Here is a 23,313-nt window from a genome sequence, read left to right as displayed (position 1 = left end):
TTTATTATATTTATAAATTATAAACTTTCTTTTGCTTTGCTTATCAAATCATTGATGGCAGTTTCATAACGTTTTGCTTCTTCTTTGTCTGTGGATTCAAAACGTGTTACCAAAACCGGTGTTGTGTTACTTGCACGGACCAAACCCCAGCCTTTTTCAAAGTTTATGCGTACGCCGTCCACATCTATCATATCTTTGATACGAGGAAAATCGGCAGGCGGATTTTGCAGCAGTTCTTTTACTTTCTCTATGATTTTAAATTTTTGGGCTTCTGTCGTCTCTACTTTAATCTCCTCAGTAGAATACACTTTAGGCAGTTTTGCAAGTTCTGCATCTAAATCTATACCGTCATTGATGAGTTCCAACATTCTGAGTGTTGCATAAATCGCATCATCATAGCCGAAATAACGATTTTTAAAAAAGACATGTCCGCTCACTTCACATGCCAGATCCGCATTGATCTCTTTCATTTTTACTTTGAGGTTGGAATGCCCTGTTTTATACATCACCGCCTTTGCCCCGCGGCGCTCCAACTCATCATACATTACCTGTGAGCATTTCACTTCACCCACAACTGTCGGCTTATCCATCTTCATGGCATATAAAAGTGCCATCATATCGCCTTTGATATTGTTTTTGTGTGTAAGCACCGCTATACGGTCTGCATCTCCGTCATACGCAAAAGCAATATCCCCTTCTTTTTCAAGCAGAGCTTTGACATCTTTGAGATTTTCTTCTACCGAAGGATCCGGATGATGATTTGGAAAAGTTCCGTCAGGCTCTACATATATACCCTTTACATGTAAGCCCAGTTTTTCAAAGATTTCAGGCAGCACGACACCTGCCACACCGTTACCGCAATCATAGACTATCTTTGTTTGCATACCTTTAAGGTGTTGAAATTCATTGACCATGAAGTCAATATAACGCTCTTTCGCCTCTATTTTTTTAACATCTCTTTGGACTTTTGGCGGCATTTGCATCGTCTCGCACTCACGCCCAAGTGCATAAATATCTTCCCCAAAAAACGGCGCTTTGTCTACCGTAATCTTAAAACCGTTGTATTCACTCGGATTATGAGAGCCTGTTATCATCACAGAAGCCGCAGGCACGATGCCATCCCACTCCTGATAATTTGTAAAGTAGTTTACCGGTGTCGGCACAAGCCCCATGTCAAGGACTTTTTTCCCGCCTGCATTGAGCCCTGCCACCAGATACTCAAAAAGAATCGGCGAGTGACTTCTGGCATCATACCCCACCGCCACATATTCACCGTTGATTTTAGATGCAAGCGCATAGCCTATTTTTGTCACACTCTCTTCGTTTAACTCTTTTTCGTATATTCCGCGTATGTCGTATTCTCTGTAGATGCTCAATTGTTCAGCCTTGTAAAATTATTACAGAGATTTTACATAAATATTCATTAAATATTACTTTTTTCGTTTATACTTTTATGTCAAGCTTTTGAAAATCTGCCTTTTCAAACATCTTTTGAAGCATACGTTCGCCCTCTTCCTTTGACAAATCGGCTACGGATTTTTTACCGTCATAGCCTACACTCTCTAAAAAACTTTGAAAATCCTGGAAATTGGAAACTATTTTATTGATTGTCTCATCTACGCTGTTTGGCTTTTCGTTTACATGTAAGGCTATCTCTTTCATATTTTGCGCTATCTCTTTTTTAATCGCTTTGACATCATCAGCAGAGAGTTTTTTTGTGTATAGATTTTGAATTGCACTGCTTGAAGATATCTCCATAAATATTGCCCTCTCAATAATTTTTTTCTACATTTGTAATATCGGTTTTTGATAAAAAAACCTTAAATATAAAAAGAATTTATTGAAATCTACAAATTTTCTTGGTTATTTAAAAAAAAGCTGATATACTGTTGCCAAGTGAAAGATGAGGCGTGAATTCATCTTTAGTGTGTTTTTTGATCTATGTGTTAAAACCTCCTAAAGACTCTCCCAATTTTTTGACAAAATAAATATACAAGGCTAGACAATGGCAGAATTACAAGACGGTAAAGTTAAATGGTTTAACGACGAAAAAGGTTATGGTTTCATAGAACAAGACAATGGTGGAAAAGATGTATTCGTACATTTCCGTCAAGTGAACAACAATGGTGGTGGACGTGTTTCACTTGAAGAAGGTCAAAGAGTAACTTTCGAAGTTGGTGAAGGTCAAAAAGGCCCACAGGCTGAGAACGTAACTCCTCTTTAGTAGTTAACTTCACACATCTTATGCAGGCTTTTATGCCTGTATAAACTTTCTATTTTTTTAAAACTTCCAAACACTCATTTACTATTTGCAACTCTTCATCTGTTTTTATCACTAACGATTTTATATTTTTAAGTATTTTATTATTCATAACCCTTTCTCGTACATAAGAAGAATTTTCTCCTATACCGCCGCTAAATACTATGGCATCAACATCCTCAAGCAGGACCATATACGCACCTATATACTTTTGAATCCGTCGCACCATTATATCCATTGCCATTTTTGCCGCCTCATCTGTGCGTTTTTCAATGTTTCGTACATCATTTTCACCACACAGCCCGAGCAGTCCGGACTTTTTGTTTAGCATTTCATCTATTTCCTCTGCGTTTACATGTAAAGACTTTTGCAGATACAAAACTATAGCCGGGTCGATGTCACCGCAACGCGAGCCCATTACAAGCCCTTCAAGCGGGGTAAATCCCATGGAAGTATCACAACTTTTTCCCTTTTTTATCGCACAGGCACTTGCCCCGTTGCCAAGATGCAGGGTAATAATGTTTGTCTCTTGTACTTTTTTTCCAAGCAGTGCTGCTGCTTTATGCAGTAAACAGGCATGCGAAGTGCCGTGAAAACCGTAACGGCGGATGTCATGTTTTTCATATAAAGCATACGACAGGGCATACACAAAGGCCTCTTTTTTGAGTGTTGTGTGAAATGCCGTGTCAAAAACAGCTATTTGAGGGATATTCGATGCTTTTTGACGAACAACTTCTATGCCTTCGAGATTCGCCGGATTATGCAAAGGTGCCAAAGGAATCAGTTTTCTGATTGTTTGTACCACTGCATCATCTATCAAAACAGAACCTCTGAACTTTTCACCGCCGTGTACGACTCTGTGTCCTACCGCATCAATCTCACTAAAGTTTACATGTAAAGACTCTATCGCCTCAAAATGGTTGGCAACAGATGAATTTGGCTCACCGATATGCTCGACAAGTTCACTGCGTAACACCTTGGCACCCGGCATCTCAAAAAGTTTAAATTTCAGTGAAGAACTTCCACAGTTTATGACGGCTATTTTCATTCGTTTTCTCCCGCCTGAATGGCTGTAATGGCTACGGTATTGACAATGTCTTCTACCAGACAGCCTCGACTTAAATCATTGACAGGCTTGTTTAAACCCTGCAACACAGGGCCGATGGCGATGGCTCCGCTTGAGCGTTGCACGGCTTTATAGGTATTGTTGCCTGTGTTTAAATCCGGAAAGATAAATACCGTCGCTTCCCCTGCCACTTTTGAATGTGGCAGTTTGATTTTTGCGACTGCTTTGTCTATGGCTGCATCATACTGAATAGGCCCTTCGACAAGTAAATCCGGTCGTTTTTGGCGTACAATTTGTGTGGCAGTTCTTACTTTGTCAACATCTAAGCCATGCCCGCTCTCTCCCGTCGAGTATGAAAGCATGGCAATTTTTGGTTCAATACCGAACATTTTAGCACTTTGCGCCGACGCAATGGCAATTTCGGCCAGTGTCTGTGCATCGGGATCTTGATTAATGGCACAATCCCCGTAGACAAGCACTTTTGTTTTGAGACACATAAAAAAGACACTTGAAACAACAGAAAACTCCGGTTTTGTTTTTATAATCTGCAAAGCGGGACGAATGGTGTCTGCCGTTGCATGAATGGCACCGCTTACCATACCGTCGGCATAGCCGAGTTGTACCATCATTGTGGCAAAGTAGTTTACATGTAACATTGCATCTTTGGCTGCCTCTTTTGTCAGACCTTTGTGCTTTCTCAGCTCATAAAAAACATCCGTAAACTTTTCTATCAACGGGGATGAGAGATGATTGACTATAGTTGCCAAGGACAAATCAAGACCCAAACGCAGATAACGCCCTTTGAGTTCTACTTCATCACCTATAAAAATAATCTCCGCAACCCCTCTTCTTAAAATTATTTCCGCTGCTCTTAAAATGCGTTCATCACTTGATTCGGGCAACACAATTCTTTTTTTGTTTTGCGACGCCATGTAAAAAAGTTTGTATTCAAACATCTGCGGCGTCATAATATCACTGTAGGTTGTTGCTATCTTTGCTTCTATACTTTTTATATCCACACTGCTGTTAAAAAGTCCCAAAGCAAGTGCAATTTTTCGCTCAGAATGAGCACGCAGTCTTGAGTGCACTTTCATGACATCTCTTGCTGTTTCAAAAGTATCAGTATCCACGCAGAGTATCGGCACTTTGAAGCTGTTGAGCCCTTCTATGAGCTTTTGAATATTTTTATTGAGCTTCATGCTAAAAGGAAAAATAATCGCAGCAATATTCGGATAACTTGAAGAGTGCAAGGCGCCAAACAGCCCTAAAATAATGTCAGATCTGTCAGCCGGGACAATGACGAGATCTTCTTCTTCGATATGTTCTAAAAAATTATCGAGTGTCAGCGCTGCAACTTTGACATTTTTGATCACTCTGGTATGATCATAGCTCCCAAGCAGGATCTTTTTTGCACCAAGTGTTTCCATCACATCCTCTATCGTAGGCAGATTCAGCTCCCTCACCTCTTTTAAGAAGTAAACAGTATAAGGCACTTTTTCAAACATTTTTTGCAACTCTTGATACTGTTCTTCATGGACTCTGTTGACAAATGTGGCGAAATGGGTACATCCCTCAGAAGTCAGATACTCATTTTCAATCAAAACATTTTCATATATCTCTTTTGTTGTGGCACTGTCGGCTTTGATGACGGTTATCACGGGTGCGGCAAAATTTTGGGCGATTTTGACATTTAAATCATAACTGATGGTCGAGGTTAAAAAAGAGCGCCGAATCCCTTCACACAGTACAAAATCATACTCACGTTCAAGCTTTTTAAACTTATCCAAGAGTTGCGTAATCAGCAGATTATCCTCTTTTTTGGAGATCATCTCTTCGACCTCTTTAATGTCAAAACCGTAACACGCTGCATAGTCTATATCGAGACTATAACGCTGTAAAATAAAGTCTATATCGCCGTCACGTATGTTTTTATCAAAGATTATCGGGCGAAAAAAAGCGACACGATGCAGTTTACGCTTGAGTATTTCCATCATCCCCATGGAAACAAAGAGTGTCCCGGCATTTTTTTCCTGTGCGGCGATATAGAGTGATTTTATCTTCATTTTCTACCTTTTTTTGTAACCTTGCCATCTCGGCTTTGAAGCCATACCAGCCCACCCTGAAGGATGGGTTCCTCCATACTTCGGAATCGGTACTTTAGTGCCGACTGTTGTTGCGTTCCTGCCACGCTTGCCCGCACTGAAGTACGGGTTCCTCTGTATTTCGGAATCGGTACTTTCTATGCTAAAGCATGACTTGAGAGAAAAACTAAATTTTTTTCTGTAGTGCCGACCTTTAGGCTGCAAAAGCCTGAATCTAAAAAACAGTTGGATATACAGTATAATTCTATCTAAAAAACGGAACTTTTATGACACCAAAAGAGTTAATGATAAGCAGATACGAGGCATTTGTAAAAAAAGACTGGGAATATTTGGCGCAGACTTCTGTTTCACAAACAGTTGAAGAGTTACAGCAAACGCCTGAATTGGAATGGCTGAGACTGGATGTGTTACATGTAACAGCAGACACGGTCGAGTTTAAAGCCTATTACAAAGAAAACGACACCTTACATGTACTGCATGAAAAAAGTTTTTTTGTGCAGGAAGACGGCCAATGGAAATATAAAGACGGAACGCTTTACAACTCCAAAATAGAGCGAAATATCAGCTGTCCCTGCGGAAGTGGCAAAAAATACAAAAAGTGCTGTGGCTGAATATTTGTTTGTTATGCAGGTTTTACACAGTTAAGACACAAAGTCGGCACTGAAGTACCGATTCCGAAACACAAAAGGAACCCATCCTTTAGGGTGGGCTGAGAGTGGCAGGAACGCAACAAACAGTCGGCACTGAAGTACCGATTCCGGAGTGTAAAGGAACCCGTACTTTCCTATACTACAGCATGACTTGTGAAAAACTCAATTTTTACACTTGGATAACATTTTTTCCTTGCCATTTGAAGGAGAGTACAAGTTTTTCGCAGGCGGCAGTTTTGGCATAATCCTGCAGATACTCCAGCATCATTTTGGCATAGCCTTTTTCACGATGTTTTTCATCCGTGACCAAATCAAAAACATAAAGATGTCTTTTATGGCAGAGGCTTGTCTGCACCGCTGCACCTCCGTAGCATACCAGTTCACCGCGTTCAAGGATACCGAACATCTTATATTCCATGTGTCGCATATCGTAGACAAGGTCTTCAAATTCATCGTAGCTCAGCTCTGTGTAAAGCTGTTTTACCAGGTCATACACGGGGTAAAGTTCTTTGAGTGTCATTTCTCTTATTTGCATAATGTTATTGTAGCACATAAACTTAGAAGCTTGGGTTTAAGAAGATACAAAAGTTTTTTGTTTTATAATGAAAAGAAAACGGGAAGAATATGAAATTTATACAGCTTTTTTTACTCTTTGGGATATTTTTATATGCTTCGGTAAAGACACCTTCTGATGTCTATTCGCAGTCTATTGTACTCAAACAGATGGTTGAAGAACTGCGCAAAGAAAACGGCATCACAAAACCGCTCAAAGAGGTTGAACAGCAACATAACAAACTGCCGCGGCATGTTATTCAAAAAACACTTGAGGTATTGACAAAAGTAAACAAATACAGAGAAATACATAACTTTGGTCCTATTGCCATTCCGCCTGTTCCTCCAAGAAAAATTACCCCGCAGGATGTATACAACAATGTCATACGACTCAAAGAAGAGATTCACTACCTGCTCAAAAACCAAAAAAAGTACTTTGCTTACAAACAGTACAAAGACAAAACACCGAGTGATGTTTACCAAGTACTCTGGACAGTTTCTCTTGGTTTCGATGAGTTGCTGGGACAGGGATTTACCCCGAGTGATGTTTATATCCAATCACAGCAGATTCTTGAGCGTATTGAGTTTTTACGCTCTTCACAAAGAGAGTACAGTGATGTAAAAATGCCGCCAAAACGACCAAACCTTCATCCAAATCATGCACTTTATGCCTCAATAGATTTGATAAAAAAGATAAGTGAAGTTGAAAAAAAACTCTGGATGACACCCGTACCTGTCCCAAAAGCCAAGCACAAAGTCATCTCTCCCACAGAAGTGTATGATTCGCTCCAAACCGTCAAAGCAGAGCTTAACAGACTCTCTCGCCGTTTGGGAATAGAAAGAAGTTTTCCACCAAAAAAACTCCAAACAAAAAAGACACCTTCGGATGTCGTCCAAAATCTTGAATATGCAAAAGCCCTGCTGCCTACTTTTGATTTTTCTCATCCGCTCAATCAATATCCACAAAAATCACTTATCAAAACACCGAATGAAGTGTATGCACTCAGCGAATATATTTTGCATAAAATTATGCGAATCAAAGAGAGAAGAGGCATCCAGCTCAAAGCAAAAAAAGTACCGTATGTATATGGACTTGAGCCTATTTATGTCTATGTAAAGGGTCTTGAAGATTTGGAAAAAACAGCAAAACTAAAATCACTCGAAGGATTTTATCCTTCACAAATCCCTGATGCACCAAATACAAAAATAACACCAAGTGAGGTATATGAACTCATTTTACGACTTGATGATGAAATCAACCTTGTTTACAATACAAAAAAATATAATTATAATTTTATCTCCTACAGAAATTACCTCGAGAAAAAAATCTACCAGGACAAAACACCTTCTGATGTTTATAATCTCTTATGGAAAATATCGTATGAACTTGACACAATTTTAAATCAGGAGTATACTCCGAATGAGACCTATATTCTTGCTGTCAAACTCTATAAAAACATCCAGATTGTCACTTATCATTTGACGCAAAAACAGATGCTTATTCCTTTACTGAAGTATGAATCAAAAGCTCCCGCTGATGTCTTTATGCAAAGTTTACAACTGATGCAGACACTTACAAAAATCAAAAAAAGAGGCAATCTCAACTCGGCAACACTGACTATTCCGCGTGACAAAATCATCACACCGAACTCTGTATATAATGCCTTACGCCTCATCAGCGGAACTGTTTCAGAACTGCGCGTTTACTATAATATACAAGAGCATACAACTGCGCTTTCACAAAAAACACCAAAGAACAAAACACCCTCAGATGTTTTCAGTGTCTTAGAGGCAACAAATAAACTTGCACAACAAATTCTCAGAGACAGTACCTATGCGCATTAGTCTCTCAACAAAGGTTGCCATCAGCATTTTTATCATTGCCACTGTCGGAATACTTGTGATTGTCTTTTTATCTTTTTCTCTTATGATGCAGTATTCAAAAGAGAACTCCCTTGAACATCTCAACTTTGAACTCAAACAAAACAAAGAAAGTATTTACAATGACATCAAACAGGTTATATATGATGCAAAAGTTCTCTCAAAAAATGAAGATGTTATAGCATATACACGGGCATTTTACAATCCTTACAATTATGATAAAAAAACAAACAGAACCTTGGAAGGGATACAGTCTTCTCTTGAAAAAAACTTTATCGCTCTTTTATCACATAACGATGCCTATTTCAATATCCGTCTTTTATATAAAACTGGTTGGGAACTCCTTGTCACCTATAAAGACAAACAGGGAGTACATATTCAAAAGAAGAGTCTCTTACAGGATAAAGCAGCAAAAAAATACTTTCAAGAAACAATAAAACTCTACCCAAAAGAGGTTTCTGTCTCAGATATAACACTCAATAAAGAGTATGGACAGCTTTCCTATCCGCTTACGCCGACTATTCGCATCTCTTTACCAATATATATTGATAAAAAACTCTTTGGTATGCTCATCATTAATGCAAATATCAATAAACTTTTTCGGGTGATTAAACAATATGATGACAAAAACAGCCCTAAAAATATCTATCTTGCGGACAAAAACAAATACTATATTTACAATAAGGACCAAAGCAAAACATTCGGATATGTGTTTGGACACAAAGAGTACAGACTTGATTATGATTTTGATCTGAGTAAACAGAGTTACTATAAAGATGATATATTGTTTACCTATACAACACTTCACTATACAAAAGATAAATTTATATACATTGCACTTACATCTACAAGCAGTTTTTTACAAAAAGACTATGAAAATTTTATTCGCTCACTTGCTCTTTACAGTTTGTTGGTCTCCCTGCTTATTGCTTTGGTATCTCTTATACTTGTCCGTCGACTTATTACACCGCTGAGTAAAATCACCCAGGCCGCAAAAGCCATTGCCAATGATACTTCAAAAAACAACATTGACTTCAATACTATTCATACACATGATGAAATAGAAGAGTTGGCAGACTCTCTGCAGATTATGCTTCAAAAGTTAGAGGAGTCAAAAAAAGATGTCGAGAAAAAAGTCAAAGAGCGCACAGAAGAGCTTAACAAACTCAATGAAACACTCGAAGAACTCGTAAAAGAAAAAACAAATGAAAATATCAGACAGCTTGAAACACTCCAACAGCAGAGTAAACTTGCATCCATGGGAGAGATGATAGGCGCCATTGCCCATCAGTGGAGACAACCGCTTAATGAGATAAGCATAGCCGTTCAAAATCTCAAATATGACTATGAAGACGGATTAATTACAAAAGAGTATCTTGATGACTTTATAAAATCAACAAAAAAAGTGATTCAGTTTATGTCCGATACTATTGATGATTTTAGAAATTTTTACCGGGTTGACAAAACACAGGAACGATTCAGTGTAAAAGAGGCGATACAAAGAGTGCTCTCTATTCAAAAGGCCCAATTGCAAAACAACAATATAAAAGTTACGCTGCTTGGTGAAGATTTTGAAGTAGTCGGATACAAAAATGAACTGCAGCAGGTTATTTTAAATCTTATCAACAATGCAAAAGATGTTTTGCTTGAAAGAAATATCAGTGACGCTAAAATTACAATTGTTTTAAAGAATCATACAGTAATAGTACGTGATAATGGTGGTGGAATCACTCCAGAGGTTATAGACAGGGTTTTTGAGCCCTACTTTACGACAAAAGAACAGGGCAAAGGAACAGGAATGGGTCTTTATATGTCTAAAATGATGATTGAAGAAAATATGAACGCAAAACTGAGCGTAAAAAACACCAACGAAGGTGCAGAATTTAGGATAGACTTTGATGAGTAAGAATGATATTACTATACTGTATGTGGAAGATGAAGTACATGTAAGAGAGATGCTCTCACGCTTTTTACAGCGTTTTTGCACGAAGATTTATATTGCAAAAGATGGAGAAGAGGGTCTCTCTTTGTACAAAAAACACCATCCTGATATTGTTATTTCAGATATCCGTATGCCAAAAATGAGTGGGCTTGAGATGGTTGAAGCCATCAAAAAAATCAATCCTTCCCAACTTATTATGCTTATAACCGCTCACAATGACAGTGAATTTTTACACAAAGCCATTAACCTTGGAATAGACGGCTACATTCTCAAACCGGTAGATTTGGATGCTGTTAATGAAAAATTAGAAACCCTTATACAACGCATACAAAATGAAAGAGCAGCACAGCAGCTCAAAAAGAGCGAAGAGAAGCTGAAACTTCTTTCGCAGGCTGTAGAACAGATGCATGAAATGGTACAAATTACAGATGTTGACGGAAAAATCATTTATGTAAATCCTGCTGCAACCGAGAATACACAATATGAAGAGAGTGAGCTTATAGGAAAAAGCAACCGTATACTCAAATCAGGAGAACATTCAAAAAAATTTTATGACAATTTATGGAAAACTGTCCTGGACGGGAAAACCTACCAAAATACTTTAATCAACAAAAGAAAAGACGGAAGTCTGTACTATGATGAAAAAATCATCTCTCCCATAAAAGATAAAAACGGAAAAGTGCGCTACTTTGTCTCTACAAGCCGTGATATAACACAAAGGGTTGCCCTGGAAAAAGAACTTCAAAAACTTGCAACCAAAGATGCGCTTACAGGCTTGTATAATCGTTATAAAATGTCAACGCTTATAGAAGATGAAATAAAAAGAACAAAACGATACGGTGAAGTTTTCAGCCTGCTTATGCTTGACATAGACAAATTTAAGCATGTCAATGACACCTATGGACATGATGTAGGCGATTATGTTTTGCAGGAGTTGAGTCGTATTGTTTTGCAAACCATAAGAAAAACGGACAGTTTCGGACGATGGGGCGGTGAAGAGTTTATGCTGCTGGCTCCCCATACAAATGCTGAGCAGGCCATGGAACTTGCCCAAAAAATACGTAAAAGGGTAGAAGAACATTCTTTTGAACATGTAGAAAAAATTACAGTAAGTATTGGCGTTACAGAGTACATAAACACAGAAAAGGAGACATCACTCTTAAAACGCGTTGATCAGGCTTTATACGAGGCAAAAGCAAATGGACGAAATCAAGTAGTCTGTTTTTAACCATATTTTAGATATAATCGCGAAAAATATTATATAGGCTAAACAATATGGTAACAGTACAAAATTTAACGATGCGCTTTGGAAACAGAGTGCTTTTTCAAGATATAAACTTAAAACTTGACCGTCATAAAAGATATGGTCTTATCGGTGCAAACGGTGCCGGAAAAACAACATTTTTAAAAATTCTTTCAGGTCAAATCAATGAGTATGAGGGTGAAGTCATCATCCCAAAACAAAACAAAGTCGGCGTTTTAGGACAAAATCAATATGCTTATGAAGACTTTACAATTATGGATGCTGTTTTGTACGGAAACAGACGCTTGTATGATGCTATCAAAGAGAAAGAAGAGATATACATGTCTGGTGATTTTGAAGACGATGCTGTTAATAACCGTCTTGCTGAACTTGAAACTATCTGTGTGGAAGAGGATCCGACCTATGAGTACGATGTAAACATTGCAAAAATCCTAGAAAATGTAGGCATTCCTGCTGAGAAGCACAATGAACTTATGAGTACACTTGATTCTGCAGACAAATTCAAAGTACTTTTAGCACAGGTTTTATACCCAAAACCTGATGTCTTATTTTTAGATGAACCTACCAATAATCTCGATATTGAAACAATCAGCTGGCTCGAAAATGAACTCAAAAGACATGAAGGTACAATGGTTGTCATCTCACATGACAGACACTTTCTCAATGCAGTAGTCACAAATATTCTTGATGTAGATTATCAAAAAATCCGTGAATTTACCGGTACCTATGATGACTGGTATATTGCGGCCAATGTCATGGCAAAACAGATGGAACTCGACAATGCAAAAAAACTCAAAGAAAAAGAGCAACTCGAAGCCTTTGTTCGTCGTTTTAGCGCGAATGCATCAAAAGCAAAACAGGCAACATCAAGACAAAAACAACTTGAAAAATTAAATATAGAAGAGATTAAGCCATCATCCCGCCGTGACCCGTCTATCGTTTTCAAACCAAAAAGAGTCATGGGAGATGAAGCCTTAAATGTTGAGCATATCTGCCATGCATACGGAGACAATGAAGTCTTAAAAGATGTCACTTTTAAAGTAAACCCTGGTGAAAAAATCGCCATTATCGGTGGAAACGGTGTAGGAAAGACTACACTGATCAAAATCATTATGGAAGAGCTCAAACCAAGCTGTGGTGGCAGTGTAACATGGGGAGCAACAATTGAGTCTTCTTATTTTCCACAAGATACAGCGGACATTATCAAAGGTGATGGTACACTCTATGACTGGTTGCGTGCATTTGATCCAAAGCGTGAAATATCAGAGATAAGAAACTGCCTTGGAAGAATGCTTTTTAATGGAGAACAGCAGGAGAAAAATGTCGAAGCGATTTCAGGAGGAGAAAAACACCGAATGATGCTCAGTAAAATGATGCTTGAGGGTGGAAACTTCCTAGTACTTGATGAGCCGACCAATCACCTTGACCTTGAAGCGATTGTTGCCCTTGGTGAAGCACTGCATGAGTTTAAGGGCAATGTTATCTGTGTCTCGCATGACCGTGAACTCCTTGACGCTTTTGCCACACGCATCATAGAATTGCATGATGATCATACCTATACAGACTTTCAAGGAAGCTATGAAGAGTTTGCTGCTGCCAAAGAAGCCGGAACACTCTGAAAATGAAAAAATACGAAGAGTATTTGGGCATTGGAATTGCCGGCAATTTTGCCCTGCACCTTGCACAGGCAGGAGAGCTTGAGGATTTTAAAAATATCATTACACAAGATGAAGCAGCACCTAAAGGGATTTTTCCTTTCTATTTACCTTGTAAAAAAGAGAGTAAGAGTTCCCGCCCGCATGAAGTACTCTTTACCTATCCTCTTTCATCTCAAAAAATAACACTTCCTGCAAAAAATCTTCGTGTACAGATAGAACCTGAAGTGGGACTGCTATGTGAGCTTAGCTATACTAATGGACAAATCACTGCTGTTACTCCAAAATATTTCGCTGCATATAACGACTGTTCAATTCGAATCAGTGGTGCTAAAAAAATTAGTGATAAAAAAAACTGGGGAGCAAACTCCAAAGGTATTGCCCCAACACTACTAAAAATAGACAGCTTTTGTGAGGGTGGCATTATGGATAATTTCAGCATTTGTAGTTTTCTTCGTCGAGAAAATAAACTACACACTTACGGTGAAAATGTAGAACTCAATGGATACAGCTACTTTTACGACAAACTGACCAAATGGATTCAAAATCAACTAAACACACAAGAGGATTTTGGACCATTAGAAAATATAAAAGCCTATATTAATAGATGTAACAATCCGACCAATGCTATCATCAGCATAGGAGCGACACGCTATACCTCTTATGGTGAAAAAACTTTTTTACAAAAAGGGGATGAAATATTTGTTGTCCTTTATAATCATAAAAGATACTCTTTGCAAAATATTATGGATACAATTCATGACAATAATTACACAAAAGAGCAGATGAGTATTTTAGCACAAAGAGTAGAATAAATGAGCAGAGGAAAGAAACTAGATCTTTTCATTGGTGCAAATATTACTGATGAGTGGGCAGAAGTAGAAAATCGATCAGAACAAAAAAATGTACATGAAATACAAGAGCCTGACAAACATTTTTTGGTATTTAAAAAAGAGAAACGCAGAGGAAAGAGTGTCACACTTGTTGGAGAATTTTATAGACCAAAAGAGGAAGTTGAAAAACTCCTCAAGCAGTTTAAAAAACAGCTCGGATGTGGAGGAGCCATCAAAAACACTCAGATGGAATTTCAAGGAGAAGTCAAAGAGAGACTTCGTCCACTTCTAAAAAAAGAGGGGTTTCGCTTTAAACAAGGGCATTAAGCCCTCTTTTTTTACTTTACTACCACTCTTTACCATGACATTTGTAACAACTCACATTGTTAGATATTTTTGTGCCTCTTAAATCCATACCGTGACATAAAGTACAACTAGAAACACCATTATTTTCACTCCATTCACCATGCCCATCTTCATCCTTCCATGCATCAGTAAACGGGTGAACTATCTTTCCGTTAAATGTTTTTGTAATTGTCTCTCCTGGGTGACAAGTTAAACAGTTATTTGGTCCTGTAATGTTTGGCTCACTTAGGTTTGCATGCACATCATGAATAGCATTTGTCAAAGCTGGTACATTTTTAAAGCCACTCGCTTGTACAGCATTAATTCCATGACAATCTGTACAAGTAACTCGCGTACTTTGTGATGTTGCTACAAGCCCAGCAGTATCATACATTTTGCCTTTTGCTTCTAATAAACTCAGTAAACCAGATACTGCATTTGGATGTTTTTGATCATGCAATGCTAAAATATTTGTTTTATAATCTGCTTCAGCATCAGCAAGATTTACTGCTCCAGAACTTGGATATGCCAAAGGATAAGCAGAATTAGATGCATGACACGCCTTACAATTTTCTGTTCCACCATCAAACATCACCACCTTCTCCTCAGTAACAATGCTCCCGTTTGCATCATTAACTGCTCGTATTAAATATGTCGGATAGATGTCATTTTTATCTACATATTTTACAGTAGCACACTCTTTACTCCACTTATGTGTTGCACTATTGTACTGTAATGGAATAGAAAATGTTGTGTCTCTTGTCTGTACAGCTATAAGGCTATATCCATCTGGATAAATTGTTGGCATAGTATAATCAACAAATATCGCTTCTAATGTATTTTTATGTGGACGCAATGAGAAGACGCTCTCGCCGTTACATGAATCTAGTATTTTTGTTTTTGCGTAAACTCTTGGTTTTCTCCAATCATTCAGCCCAGTTGTAACACTTGCAGGTTGCATCAAAGGTGGTGATACTACTGGAGGTTGTGTTGGTGTATAATAATCATAATTGTCATCACTGCTAGAACTGGATTCAGAAGATACTGTAACAGATTGTGTGTCATCTTCCGTAGTACCACAAGCAGATAAAAATATTACTAAAAAACTTAAAAATATATATTTTGTTATACGATACATTTTTTACTCCTCTGTTATGCCGTACATGTTGCACTGACTTTAAAAGAGCTAAGCTCTTTACCTTGTGTATTGATTACATGTACCGCACAAGCAATACAAGGATCAAAACTATGCACTGTTCTTAAAATTTCCAAAGGTTCATCAATATTGCTTAAAACTAAACCTTTTATACTCTCTTCATATGCACCAAGTCTGCCCAAGTGATCTCTTGGTCCTGCATTCCATGTAGATGGTACCACAGCCTGATAATTTAAGACTTTTCCATTAGCTATCTTCACCCAGTGTCCAAGTGCCCCTCTTGGTGCCTCTTCAAGCCCCCGTCCTTGTGCATTTGCACTCACATTTGCAAAATCAAACTTCGTCCAGCTTGTTGTATCACCACCTTGAATATTCGTATCTAGTTCATCAAGCCAATCTGTAATAACATCAGCTATAAGCTCAGACTCAATCGCTCGTGCTATAGTTCGCCCTGTTGATGAATATAAGTTTTCAAGTGACATATTCGCGCGTGAAAGAAAATTATCTACATATTGTTTTATAAGAGTATCTCCTCTTGCATAGCCAACAACCATTCGAGCCAAAGGTCCAACTTCTACTCTTTTATCATCATAAAGTGGTGACTTAATCCATGAATATTTTCCATCAGTATCAAGATAAGCAACACCATTTTCAATCAATTTAAAATCTGTATATTCTGGTGTCGTTGTACCTTCATATGGGTGTTCTGGTGTTGTTGCGGCATACCAAGCATGTGTTGCGTCTTCTGTCACTAAAGTAGAATCAAAATCAATAACATTATTTAAATCTCCGTTATAAACGACACCACCTGGAAAAAGTTTTCTTGCACTCTCTATCGGCACATCTTCTAAAGGAAATCCACCATATACCAAGAAGCTTTTTAACCCTCCTCCTACACCAGCAAGCATCTCATCTTTATATGCATCAGCAAGCATATACATGTCAAGCATGTAAGCACCTTTTAAGAACTGTCGTACTCTCAGTGCAAGTGTACGAAAAAGCTCTATCTTAGCTGGGTCTTTCATGTTTACAATAGAAGTAACGCCCCCTACTACAAAACTTTGAGGGTGCGGATCTTTTCCACCAAAAACAGCCATCATCTGCCCTAAATCTCTTTGAATTTCAAGTGCTTGAAAATAGTGTGTCATTGCAAGAAGATTTTGTGCTGGAGTAAGTTTATAACTTCTATTCCCCCAGTATCCATTACCAAAAATCCCTAATCTTCTTCTTGCAACAAATTTTGTCAACTTATCTTTTATATCTGTATAAGTAGCAACATCATTATTCCATGGCACCTCACCGGCAACATCTGCCCACTTTTGTGCTTCTACAACAGCATCTGCAGGATCAGCTTCAAGAGCAGAGAGAACATCTACCCAATCAAGCGAATGCAAATGATAATAATGCACAAGGTGGTCATGCATAAAAAGAGAACCTTGAATGATATTTCTCATCAAACGAGCATTCTTTGGAACCTGCACATTAAAAGCATTCTCGACTGCTTCAATACTTCTTTGATAATGTGTAACCGTACAGACACCACAAATTCGCATCGCCATAAGTCCACAATCTCTAGGGTCTCTATCTTTTAAAATTGTCTCAATTCCTCGAAACATATTTGATGAGCAAAAAGCATCTACAACTTCATTCGTTGTTTCATCTACAACAACTTCTATACGCATGTGTCCTTCAATACGGGTAATTGGATCAATTACAATATGTTTAGTTGCCATTGTTGTACTCCTCTTTGTTTAAAAATTGACTAAAGGCTGTTAAGACAACAACACCTTCTGTAATTGTCGTCAAATCCGCAGCAGGATTATATGTTTTATCGTATGGTGTCGGTGCTTCAAAGTGGTTAAACTTATCAAAAAAGCCAGGTTCAGAACACCCTATACAGCCATGTCCTGCAGCTACCGGCCAACTCTCACCTCGATTAAATTTTACAGTTGGGCAGTTATTAAAAGTCATAGGCCCTTTACAGCCCATTTTATAAAGACAATGTCCCGCCTGTGCTGCAGCATCACCCCACTCTTCAACATATTCACCCGCATCAAAATGAACACGACGCTCACAAGTATCATGAATACGCGTTCCAAAAGCAAATTTTGGTCTCAACAGTGTATCAAGTTCAGGAAGCTCCCCTGTCATAGCATACATAAGGATAACACCAAGCATATTTGCAGGATTTGCAGGACATGCAGGAATATTTACTATCGGCTTATCTTTTATAATATCCATAACACCACATGCCCCTGTAGGATTTGGATAGGCAGCTGAAACACCGCCATAAGTAGCACATGTACCTACTGCAACTATCCCCGCAGCATCTACAGCCACACGCTTTATATGATCAACATATTTTTCTCCACTTGTACCAATAGTACCATAGATACCTCCGTCTGCAGTAGGAATGGACCCCTCGACAAAGAGGAGGTACTCCCCTTTAAAAGTAGTCATAGCATCCTCAAGCTGAATCTCTGCAGCTTCGCCTGATGGTGCCATTAAGAGTTCATGAAATTCTAATGAAATTATGTCGAGAATTAGTTCGTCAACAGTAGGACCATCTGCACGAAGTAGTGCTTCAGAGTTTCCTGCACAGTCTTGCAGATTTACCCAAATAACCGGTACTCTATTAAGCACTTCTATAGTTTGAGCAACTAAAGGTTCGAAAAAAGCAGGAAGCATAAGTGCGGCTGTTGTTGCACTCACCCACTTCATAAAATCTCGACGCTCATACCCCTCTTCAGCTAAGACAGTTGTAACATCTTCATCTGAAAAAGAGACTTTTTTTCTTAGTTTTATAAGACGATCTTCACAATGACGATAAAGATTTTTATAAAAAACCTCTCCCTTATTTGTATTTAACTGCGACTCTTTTGAGAACAGTAGACTCTTTTGTGTCTCATATTTCATAACAAACCCCCTCACAAAATTTTAGTTTACAAAAGAGTACTATAGTTTAATGAAAAAAAAAATGAAGATGGAAAACTTTTTCGAAATTCTAGGCAATTTTTGTCTTTGAGGCATTTGATGTTATAGCATATCTATCTCTTCCCGACTCTTTTGCTTCATACAACATCTCATCTGCTCTGAAAATCAATGCATCTTCATCGAGTGCATCATCTGCTATACAGCAAACTACACCAATAGATATAGTAAGTAGATGACTCACTTTTGAAGCTTCATGTTTTATTTCAAGCCCTTTTACAGCAGTGCAGATTTCACGAGCGATATTTGCACTGTTTGTCTCACTTGTATCACTTAAAAGGACACCAAACTCTTCACCACCGAGTCTAAAGACATAATCTCCAGGACGCTTAAGTCTCTCTTTAAAAACCTTTGCTACGCTCTTAAGCGCTTCATCTCCTGCTAGATGTCCATATGTATCATTATATTGTTTAAAATAGTCAATATCGAGCATCATAAATGTAATATAGGCTTTGTTTCGTTTTGCGCGTTTGACTTCTCTCTCATAGATGAAATTAAAATATCTTCTGTTATGAAGATTTGTCAAAGAATCTGTATAAGAGGCATTTTCAAGCTTTTTATTGACAAGTTTGAGTTTCTTCGCTGCTATTTCAAGTCTTGTCTGATCTTTTTGGATACTCTCAAACACATAAACAAGAATGATCAGTAGCCCTACAATAATAAGTCCGAGTGAAGTACCGATTTTCAGTAAAATTGAATCATAGGTATATAAAAACTTCTTTCTCTCATAATTTGCCATATTTACTTCATAATTGATCAGCTTTTCTAAAACATTATGAATTGTCTCAACTTTTTTTTCAAGTGTTGTAATTGATATATGCGCTAAATTTTTGGAAGCTTTCACGGCTTTTAGCACTTTGGAAAAATAATTATTGGCACGATTAATCTCCAAATCAGCATATTCCAGATAATACAATTCCTCCTCTGTCTTAAAATGAGACTTATAACTTTGCCATTTTTTATTGATATATTCCAGAGATGTTTCTATTTTAAAAGCTGCCTCACTGGGGCTGATTTCACCTCTTCGCACCTTGTAAACGGTAGCCGCCAGGTCATAACTGTATGTTTTGACTATCTCGTTTAATTCTGTTACAGGTATCAAAGAACCAAAGTACAAAGAATCCATATTTTTTTTCATTGCATTAACGTAGTTTGTTCCTATGAATCCAAGAGCAAACAGCCCGACAGTAATCAAAAGAAAAAGAAAAAAAAGCTTGCTTCTAAGTTTAAGTGCTTCGATAAACTGCATAAATGTCCTTCTTTGATACAAATAATTAAGCATATTTTGTACCATCTTCAAACTTTTTTATGTTAAAATTCTAAACAAATTTAAAAAACTGACATTTTGTCATAAAAAAAGAGCAATATGAAAGCCCAGGCAATCAAAACAGACAAATATCTCAACCAACAACAGATAAAAGAACATTTGAAAAATGTAGAGTACATCATTATGGCGGCACCGGCACCGGATCATTTCAAACAGACACCCATACACTTTACAATCTTTTTAAATACAGAAGAATCACTGCCAAAAGATATTCAGGATGCCGTACTAAAAAAGTTTTTACAGGAACATAAAATAGGCAAACCTGCAGAACTTATGAGTCAGCTTATGCCTGTGGGTTTTGCACTCAGCAAGGCTCAAGATACTCCTATGCCTATGTTACTGGTAAAGCCGGAAGATCAAAAAAGTATTCCCTATACAGTCATGCATGTCATGGATTTCTTGGCAGATTCAGATGCCTTTGATGAAGCCAAAAAAGAGAATCTTACCGGCTGGAGTTACTCTTACGAGTAATTTCATTTATCTCTTTTGCTATATGTGAAGAGAGATTTTCACAGCCCTTTTTTGTAACTAAAATATTGTCTTCGATTCTTATGCCTGTACCTCTGTATTTTTTAGGAATAGTTACATCCGCTGCATCAAGGTAAATGCCGGGTTCTATGGTCATAACCATACCAGGTTGCAAAGGAATCTCTTTGCCGTTTGGTTTTTTATAGGGACATTCATCATGCACATCAAGTCCCATCCAGTGTCCGATACCGTGCGGATAGTATTTTTTGTGTGCTTTTTCTTTTAGCAGTGTTTTGAGTTCTCCATGCAATATTCCCAAATCTATCATTCCCTGACACAGCAACTCTTCTGATTTTTTCTGCAGTGCACTTTTAAACACGCCCGGAGAAATCATCTTTATAATCTCTTTTTGTACATGTAAAACCATGTCATAGAGTTCTCTTTGTGCTTTTGTATAACTTCCACTCACTGGGATTGTTCGCGTTATATCACTTGCATAATACCGGTATTCACATCCGGCATCTATAAGTATCAGATCCCCTTGCATCAGTTTTTTATCATTGTTTACATAATGCAGCGTATTGGCAGAGTTTCCACAGGCTACAATAGATGTATAAGCATCACTGTAGGCACCATTTTTTTTGAAAATATACTCTAAATTTGCCTGCAGTTCATACTCATAATGCAGTTTCGCACTCAATTTCATCGCTTTATGGTGTGCTTTTTTTGTAATATTTATAGCTTTTTTGATGAGCTTAATCTCAGATTTTGACTTTATGAGACGCATTTTTTCAATATATGTCGCCAGATTTTCATAACTTTGTATGCTTTTAGCGTGTCGTTTTAAAACTTTGACTTTTGCATATTCAAGCTTAAAATCATGATAAATATGTGCCTTGTTTTGTACATACTCTTTGAGTTTTACTTCAAACTCATCAATTTCAAAAACATCATCCACCATGAAAAGCTCTTTGGCTTTCTCTTTTCCCAGCCTTTTTCCATGCCAGAGTTCCTGCGTTTTGTCTTTTTTGGCAACAAACAAAAAAGTGTGAAATTTTTTTGCACCTTTGACAATAACCAAAGCAGAATTATCTTCTGTAAAACCGCTCATATAGTAAAAATTACTGTTTTGTCGGTATGGATATTGTGTGTCATTGGAACGCGTTTTTGGCTCTGCACTAAACAAGACAGCCACACTAAAAGGTTTCAGTTGACGTCCCAGGCGTACTCTTCTTTGTTTATACTCTTTTTCACTTATCAAGACATACTCCCTGCAGCCATAAGCCGCACTCTTTTAAAATTTCATCTAGGGCATTGCTGAGTGCAATAACCCCGCCTTTTGCATCATCTGACAAAGTTTTTTGTTTGAAATGAAAAGTTTTTGTCGCTACTGTTTTATGACTTGCTTCATCAACCAGATTACATGTAATGACGACATTGACAAAAGAATTCTTTTCGTTTTCATCAAAATACTGCATAAAATCTTCTATATTTATTTCCAGTCTGTAGTCATTTTTTGTTTTTGAATCTGCACTTTGCACACTCTTAAAAAGATTCATAGCTCGCAAATACTCTGTAACAGCATATGTTAGAGCATCATTTGGCGTCTGTGCCCATCTTGATTGAGCATAAGAGTATTGTGCATATTTTCCCTCTACATAGTACATTTTCAAGGACATATAGAGTTTGTCACCAAAAGAGCGCTCTACTTTGAGTGTTTTTTGTCGACATTTGCCTGTCTCTGCTTTTACTGCTTTTGTCTGTAGGTTGAGTCTGTACTGATTCTGCGCCGGTGTCGGCGATGTACATCCGGTAATTGTTATTACCGCGATACATGTAAGCCATATAATTAATAGTCTATTTTTCACCAGGTCCCCTTTTCTCTGTTTCTTTTTTATACAAAATATCACTCGGACTGCGGTCATAATGTTCCAACAGTTCATCTAAATTTATCAATGTCTGTTGCATTTGTGTCATTGTGCTGTTAATCAACGGTACTGACTGCACTGTGATATCTTCAACATTATTCTGTACATCAGAAAAAGATTTTGCCATATCATGCATAATCTGTCCCATTTCCAGATATGTTTGTTTGATACTAGAAAAAGAGTCATTGATTTTCTTTTCCCATGCAATGCTGTGTGCGACTAATTTATTCATATTGGGAATACTTTTATCAATCTGGGCTGTGATATGTTCCATATTTTTCGCACTCGATTGCAGGTGTGCAATGGTTTTTTCATCAAGTATTGTATCAATTTTTGTCATAACCATAGCACTTTCATGCAAAAATCTAGAAAACTGTTCCTGGTTTTTTTCACTCAGCAGCTCATTGGTTCTGTCGAGCGTCATAAGCAACAGTTCAGAGACCGAATCCAGTGACTGTTCCACATTTGCGAAAAAAGAAGGAGCTGACTTGATTACAGGATAGATTTCTCCTTTTTTTGCTTTAAGCGGCGGTGCATTATTGCTTCCCTCTGTCAGATTTATATAACTCAGTCCGGTAATGCCCTGTGCGGTAAGCTTCGCCACCGTATCTTCTTTTACGGGTGTCGTTTTTAGCATACTGACTGTCACTTCCACCTGTTCGGTGTTTTTCGGATTTATACGCAAGCGTATTACTTTACCTACTTTTATACCCTTGTATTTCACAGGTGCATCAAGATTGAGTCCCAACACCGATTCATTAAAATATATAATGTAGTTCTGCGTCGCCTCTGCTTTTTGAGGTTTGAGCATCCAGTAAACAAAGCCGAGTATGCTGAGCATTCCCAACAAAACGACAAACCCTACCAATGTATAATTTACTTTATTATTCATA

21 protein-coding genes are annotated in these 23,313 nt (G+C 37.8%); 9 read left to right on the top strand and 12 right to left on the bottom strand.

What is annotated here, in order from left to right; all coding sequences use genetic code 11:
- Positions 1-17: 17 nt before the first annotated feature.
- Together FJR45_RS03620 and FJR45_RS03615 are read right to left on the bottom strand one after the other, a co-directional pair.
- On the bottom strand, positions 18-1,376 hold the full coding sequence (locus tag FJR45_RS03620; protein WP_193151396.1) for a phosphomannomutase/phosphoglucomutase: 1,359 nt from the start codon (positions 1,374-1,376) through the stop codon (positions 18-20).
- Between the two features lie 67 nt (positions 1,377-1,443).
- Positions 1,444-1,758 (bottom strand): hypothetical protein, encoded by a 315-nt coding sequence (locus tag FJR45_RS03615; RefSeq protein ID WP_193151395.1) that lies wholly within the window; start codon positions 1,756-1,758, stop codon positions 1,444-1,446.
- A 247-nt stretch (positions 1,759-2,005) separates the two neighbouring features.
- Between FJR45_RS03615 and FJR45_RS03610 the strand changes: the two genes are divergently transcribed.
- On the top strand, positions 2,006-2,224 hold the full coding sequence (locus FJR45_RS03610; RefSeq protein ID WP_151900841.1) for a cold-shock protein: 219 nt from the start codon (positions 2,006-2,008) through the stop codon (positions 2,222-2,224).
- A 49-nt stretch (positions 2,225-2,273) separates the two neighbouring features.
- Here FJR45_RS03610 and FJR45_RS03605 read toward each other — a convergent pair whose 3' ends face one another.
- Positions 2,274-3,308, bottom strand: a complete 1,035-nt coding sequence (locus FJR45_RS03605) for an acetate/propionate family kinase (protein ID WP_193151394.1) — start codon at positions 3,306-3,308, stop codon at positions 2,274-2,276.
- A complete protein-coding gene (gene pta / locus FJR45_RS03600; RefSeq protein ID WP_193151393.1) occupies positions 3,305-5,389 on the bottom strand; it encodes a phosphate acetyltransferase in 2,085 nt (694 codons plus the stop codon). The genes FJR45_RS03605 and pta overlap by 4 nt, the downstream gene beginning before the upstream one ends.
- Positions 5,390-5,694: 305 nt before the next feature.
- On the opposite strand from pta, the gene FJR45_RS03595 reads away from it, so the two are divergent.
- Complete coding sequence (locus FJR45_RS03595; RefSeq protein ID WP_193151392.1) at positions 5,695-6,039, top strand: YchJ family protein; 345 nt, start codon at positions 5,695-5,697, stop codon at positions 6,037-6,039.
- Between the two features lie 208 nt (positions 6,040-6,247).
- On the opposite strand, the gene FJR45_RS03590 is transcribed toward FJR45_RS03595, so the two are convergent.
- Positions 6,248-6,613, bottom strand: coding sequence for a GNAT family N-acetyltransferase (locus tag FJR45_RS03590; RefSeq protein ID WP_193151391.1), 366 nt, complete (start codon positions 6,611-6,613; stop codon positions 6,248-6,250).
- Positions 6,614-6,702: 89 nt separating this feature from the next.
- Here FJR45_RS03590 and FJR45_RS03585 point away from each other — a divergent pair, with 89 nt between their 5' ends.
- The 6 genes from FJR45_RS03585 to FJR45_RS03560 are packed head-to-tail and all read left to right on the top strand — an operon-like array spanning position 6,703 to position 14,532.
- Entirely contained in the window at positions 6,703-8,475 is a 1,773-nt protein-coding gene (locus tag FJR45_RS03585; protein WP_193151390.1) for a hypothetical protein, read from the top strand.
- A complete protein-coding gene (locus FJR45_RS03580) occupies positions 8,465-10,417 on the top strand; it encodes a sensor histidine kinase (protein ID WP_193151389.1) in 1,953 nt (650 codons plus the stop codon). The genes FJR45_RS03585 and FJR45_RS03580 overlap by 11 nt, the downstream gene beginning before the upstream one ends.
- Positions 10,410-11,681, top strand: coding sequence for a GGDEF domain-containing response regulator (locus tag FJR45_RS03575; RefSeq protein WP_193151388.1), 1,272 nt, complete (start codon positions 10,410-10,412; stop codon positions 11,679-11,681). Before FJR45_RS03580 ends, FJR45_RS03575 begins: the two co-directional genes overlap by 8 nt.
- Before the next feature lie 47 nt (positions 11,682-11,728).
- Entirely contained in the window at positions 11,729-13,336 is a 1,608-nt protein-coding gene (locus tag FJR45_RS03570) for an ABC-F family ATP-binding cassette domain-containing protein (RefSeq protein ID WP_193151387.1), read from the top strand.
- 2 nt (positions 13,337-13,338) lie between these two features.
- The gene (locus tag FJR45_RS03565) at positions 13,339-14,187 is read left to right on the top strand and encodes a DUF5718 family protein (RefSeq protein WP_193151386.1); all 849 of its coding nucleotides are present in this window, start codon (positions 13,339-13,341) and stop codon (positions 14,185-14,187) included.
- Entirely contained in the window at positions 14,188-14,532 is a 345-nt protein-coding gene (locus tag FJR45_RS03560) for a translation initiation factor (protein ID WP_193151385.1), read from the top strand.
- A 19-nt stretch (positions 14,533-14,551) separates the two neighbouring features.
- Here the strand turns inward: FJR45_RS03560 and FJR45_RS03555 are convergent, their stop codons facing one another.
- The 4 genes from FJR45_RS03555 to FJR45_RS03540 all read right to left on the bottom strand — a co-directional run bounded on the left by FJR45_RS03555 (position 14,552) and on the right by FJR45_RS03540 (position 19,946).
- A complete protein-coding gene (locus FJR45_RS03555) occupies positions 14,552-15,688 on the bottom strand; it encodes a hypothetical protein (protein ID WP_193151384.1) in 1,137 nt (378 codons plus the stop codon).
- Positions 15,689-15,702: 14 nt separating this feature from the next.
- Positions 15,703-17,439 (bottom strand): nickel-dependent hydrogenase large subunit, encoded by a 1,737-nt coding sequence (locus FJR45_RS03550; protein WP_193151383.1) that lies wholly within the window; start codon positions 17,437-17,439, stop codon positions 15,703-15,705.
- Positions 17,429-18,622, bottom strand: coding sequence for a hydrogenase small subunit (locus FJR45_RS03545; protein ID WP_193151382.1), 1,194 nt, complete (start codon positions 18,620-18,622; stop codon positions 17,429-17,431). Before FJR45_RS03545 ends, FJR45_RS03550 begins: the two co-directional genes overlap by 11 nt.
- Positions 18,623-18,710: 88 nt before the next feature.
- A complete protein-coding gene (locus FJR45_RS03540) occupies positions 18,711-19,946 on the bottom strand; it encodes a diguanylate cyclase (protein ID WP_193151381.1) in 1,236 nt (411 codons plus the stop codon).
- 117 nt (positions 19,947-20,063) lie between these two features.
- Between FJR45_RS03540 and FJR45_RS03535 the strand changes: the two genes are divergently transcribed.
- Complete coding sequence (locus FJR45_RS03535) at positions 20,064-20,495, top strand: hypothetical protein (RefSeq protein ID WP_193151380.1); 432 nt, start codon at positions 20,064-20,066, stop codon at positions 20,493-20,495.
- On the opposite strand, the gene FJR45_RS03530 is transcribed toward FJR45_RS03535, so the two are convergent.
- The 3 genes from FJR45_RS03530 to FJR45_RS03520 are packed head-to-tail and all read right to left on the bottom strand — an operon-like array spanning position 20,467 to position 23,312.
- Complete coding sequence (locus tag FJR45_RS03530) at positions 20,467-21,753, bottom strand: aminopeptidase P N-terminal domain-containing protein (RefSeq protein WP_193151379.1); 1,287 nt, start codon at positions 21,751-21,753, stop codon at positions 20,467-20,469. The genes FJR45_RS03535 and FJR45_RS03530 overlap by 29 nt on opposite strands.
- Positions 21,743-22,360, bottom strand: a complete 618-nt coding sequence (locus FJR45_RS03525) for an ABC-type transport auxiliary lipoprotein family protein (RefSeq protein WP_193151378.1) — start codon at positions 22,358-22,360, stop codon at positions 21,743-21,745. The genes FJR45_RS03530 and FJR45_RS03525 overlap by 11 nt, the downstream gene beginning before the upstream one ends.
- Positions 22,350-23,312, bottom strand: coding sequence for an MlaD family protein (locus tag FJR45_RS03520; RefSeq protein ID WP_193151377.1), 963 nt, complete (start codon positions 23,310-23,312; stop codon positions 22,350-22,352). The genes FJR45_RS03525 and FJR45_RS03520 overlap by 11 nt, the downstream gene beginning before the upstream one ends.
- Position 23,313 lies beyond the last annotated feature (1 nt).

This window comes from Sulfurimonas sediminis (assembly GCF_014905115.1).
Classification (GTDB): Bacteria; Campylobacterota; Campylobacteria; order Campylobacterales; family Sulfurimonadaceae; genus Sulfurimonas; species Sulfurimonas sediminis.
Note: the sequence above shows the minus strand (reverse complement) of the source record. Positions and strands in the feature narration are given on the sequence as shown.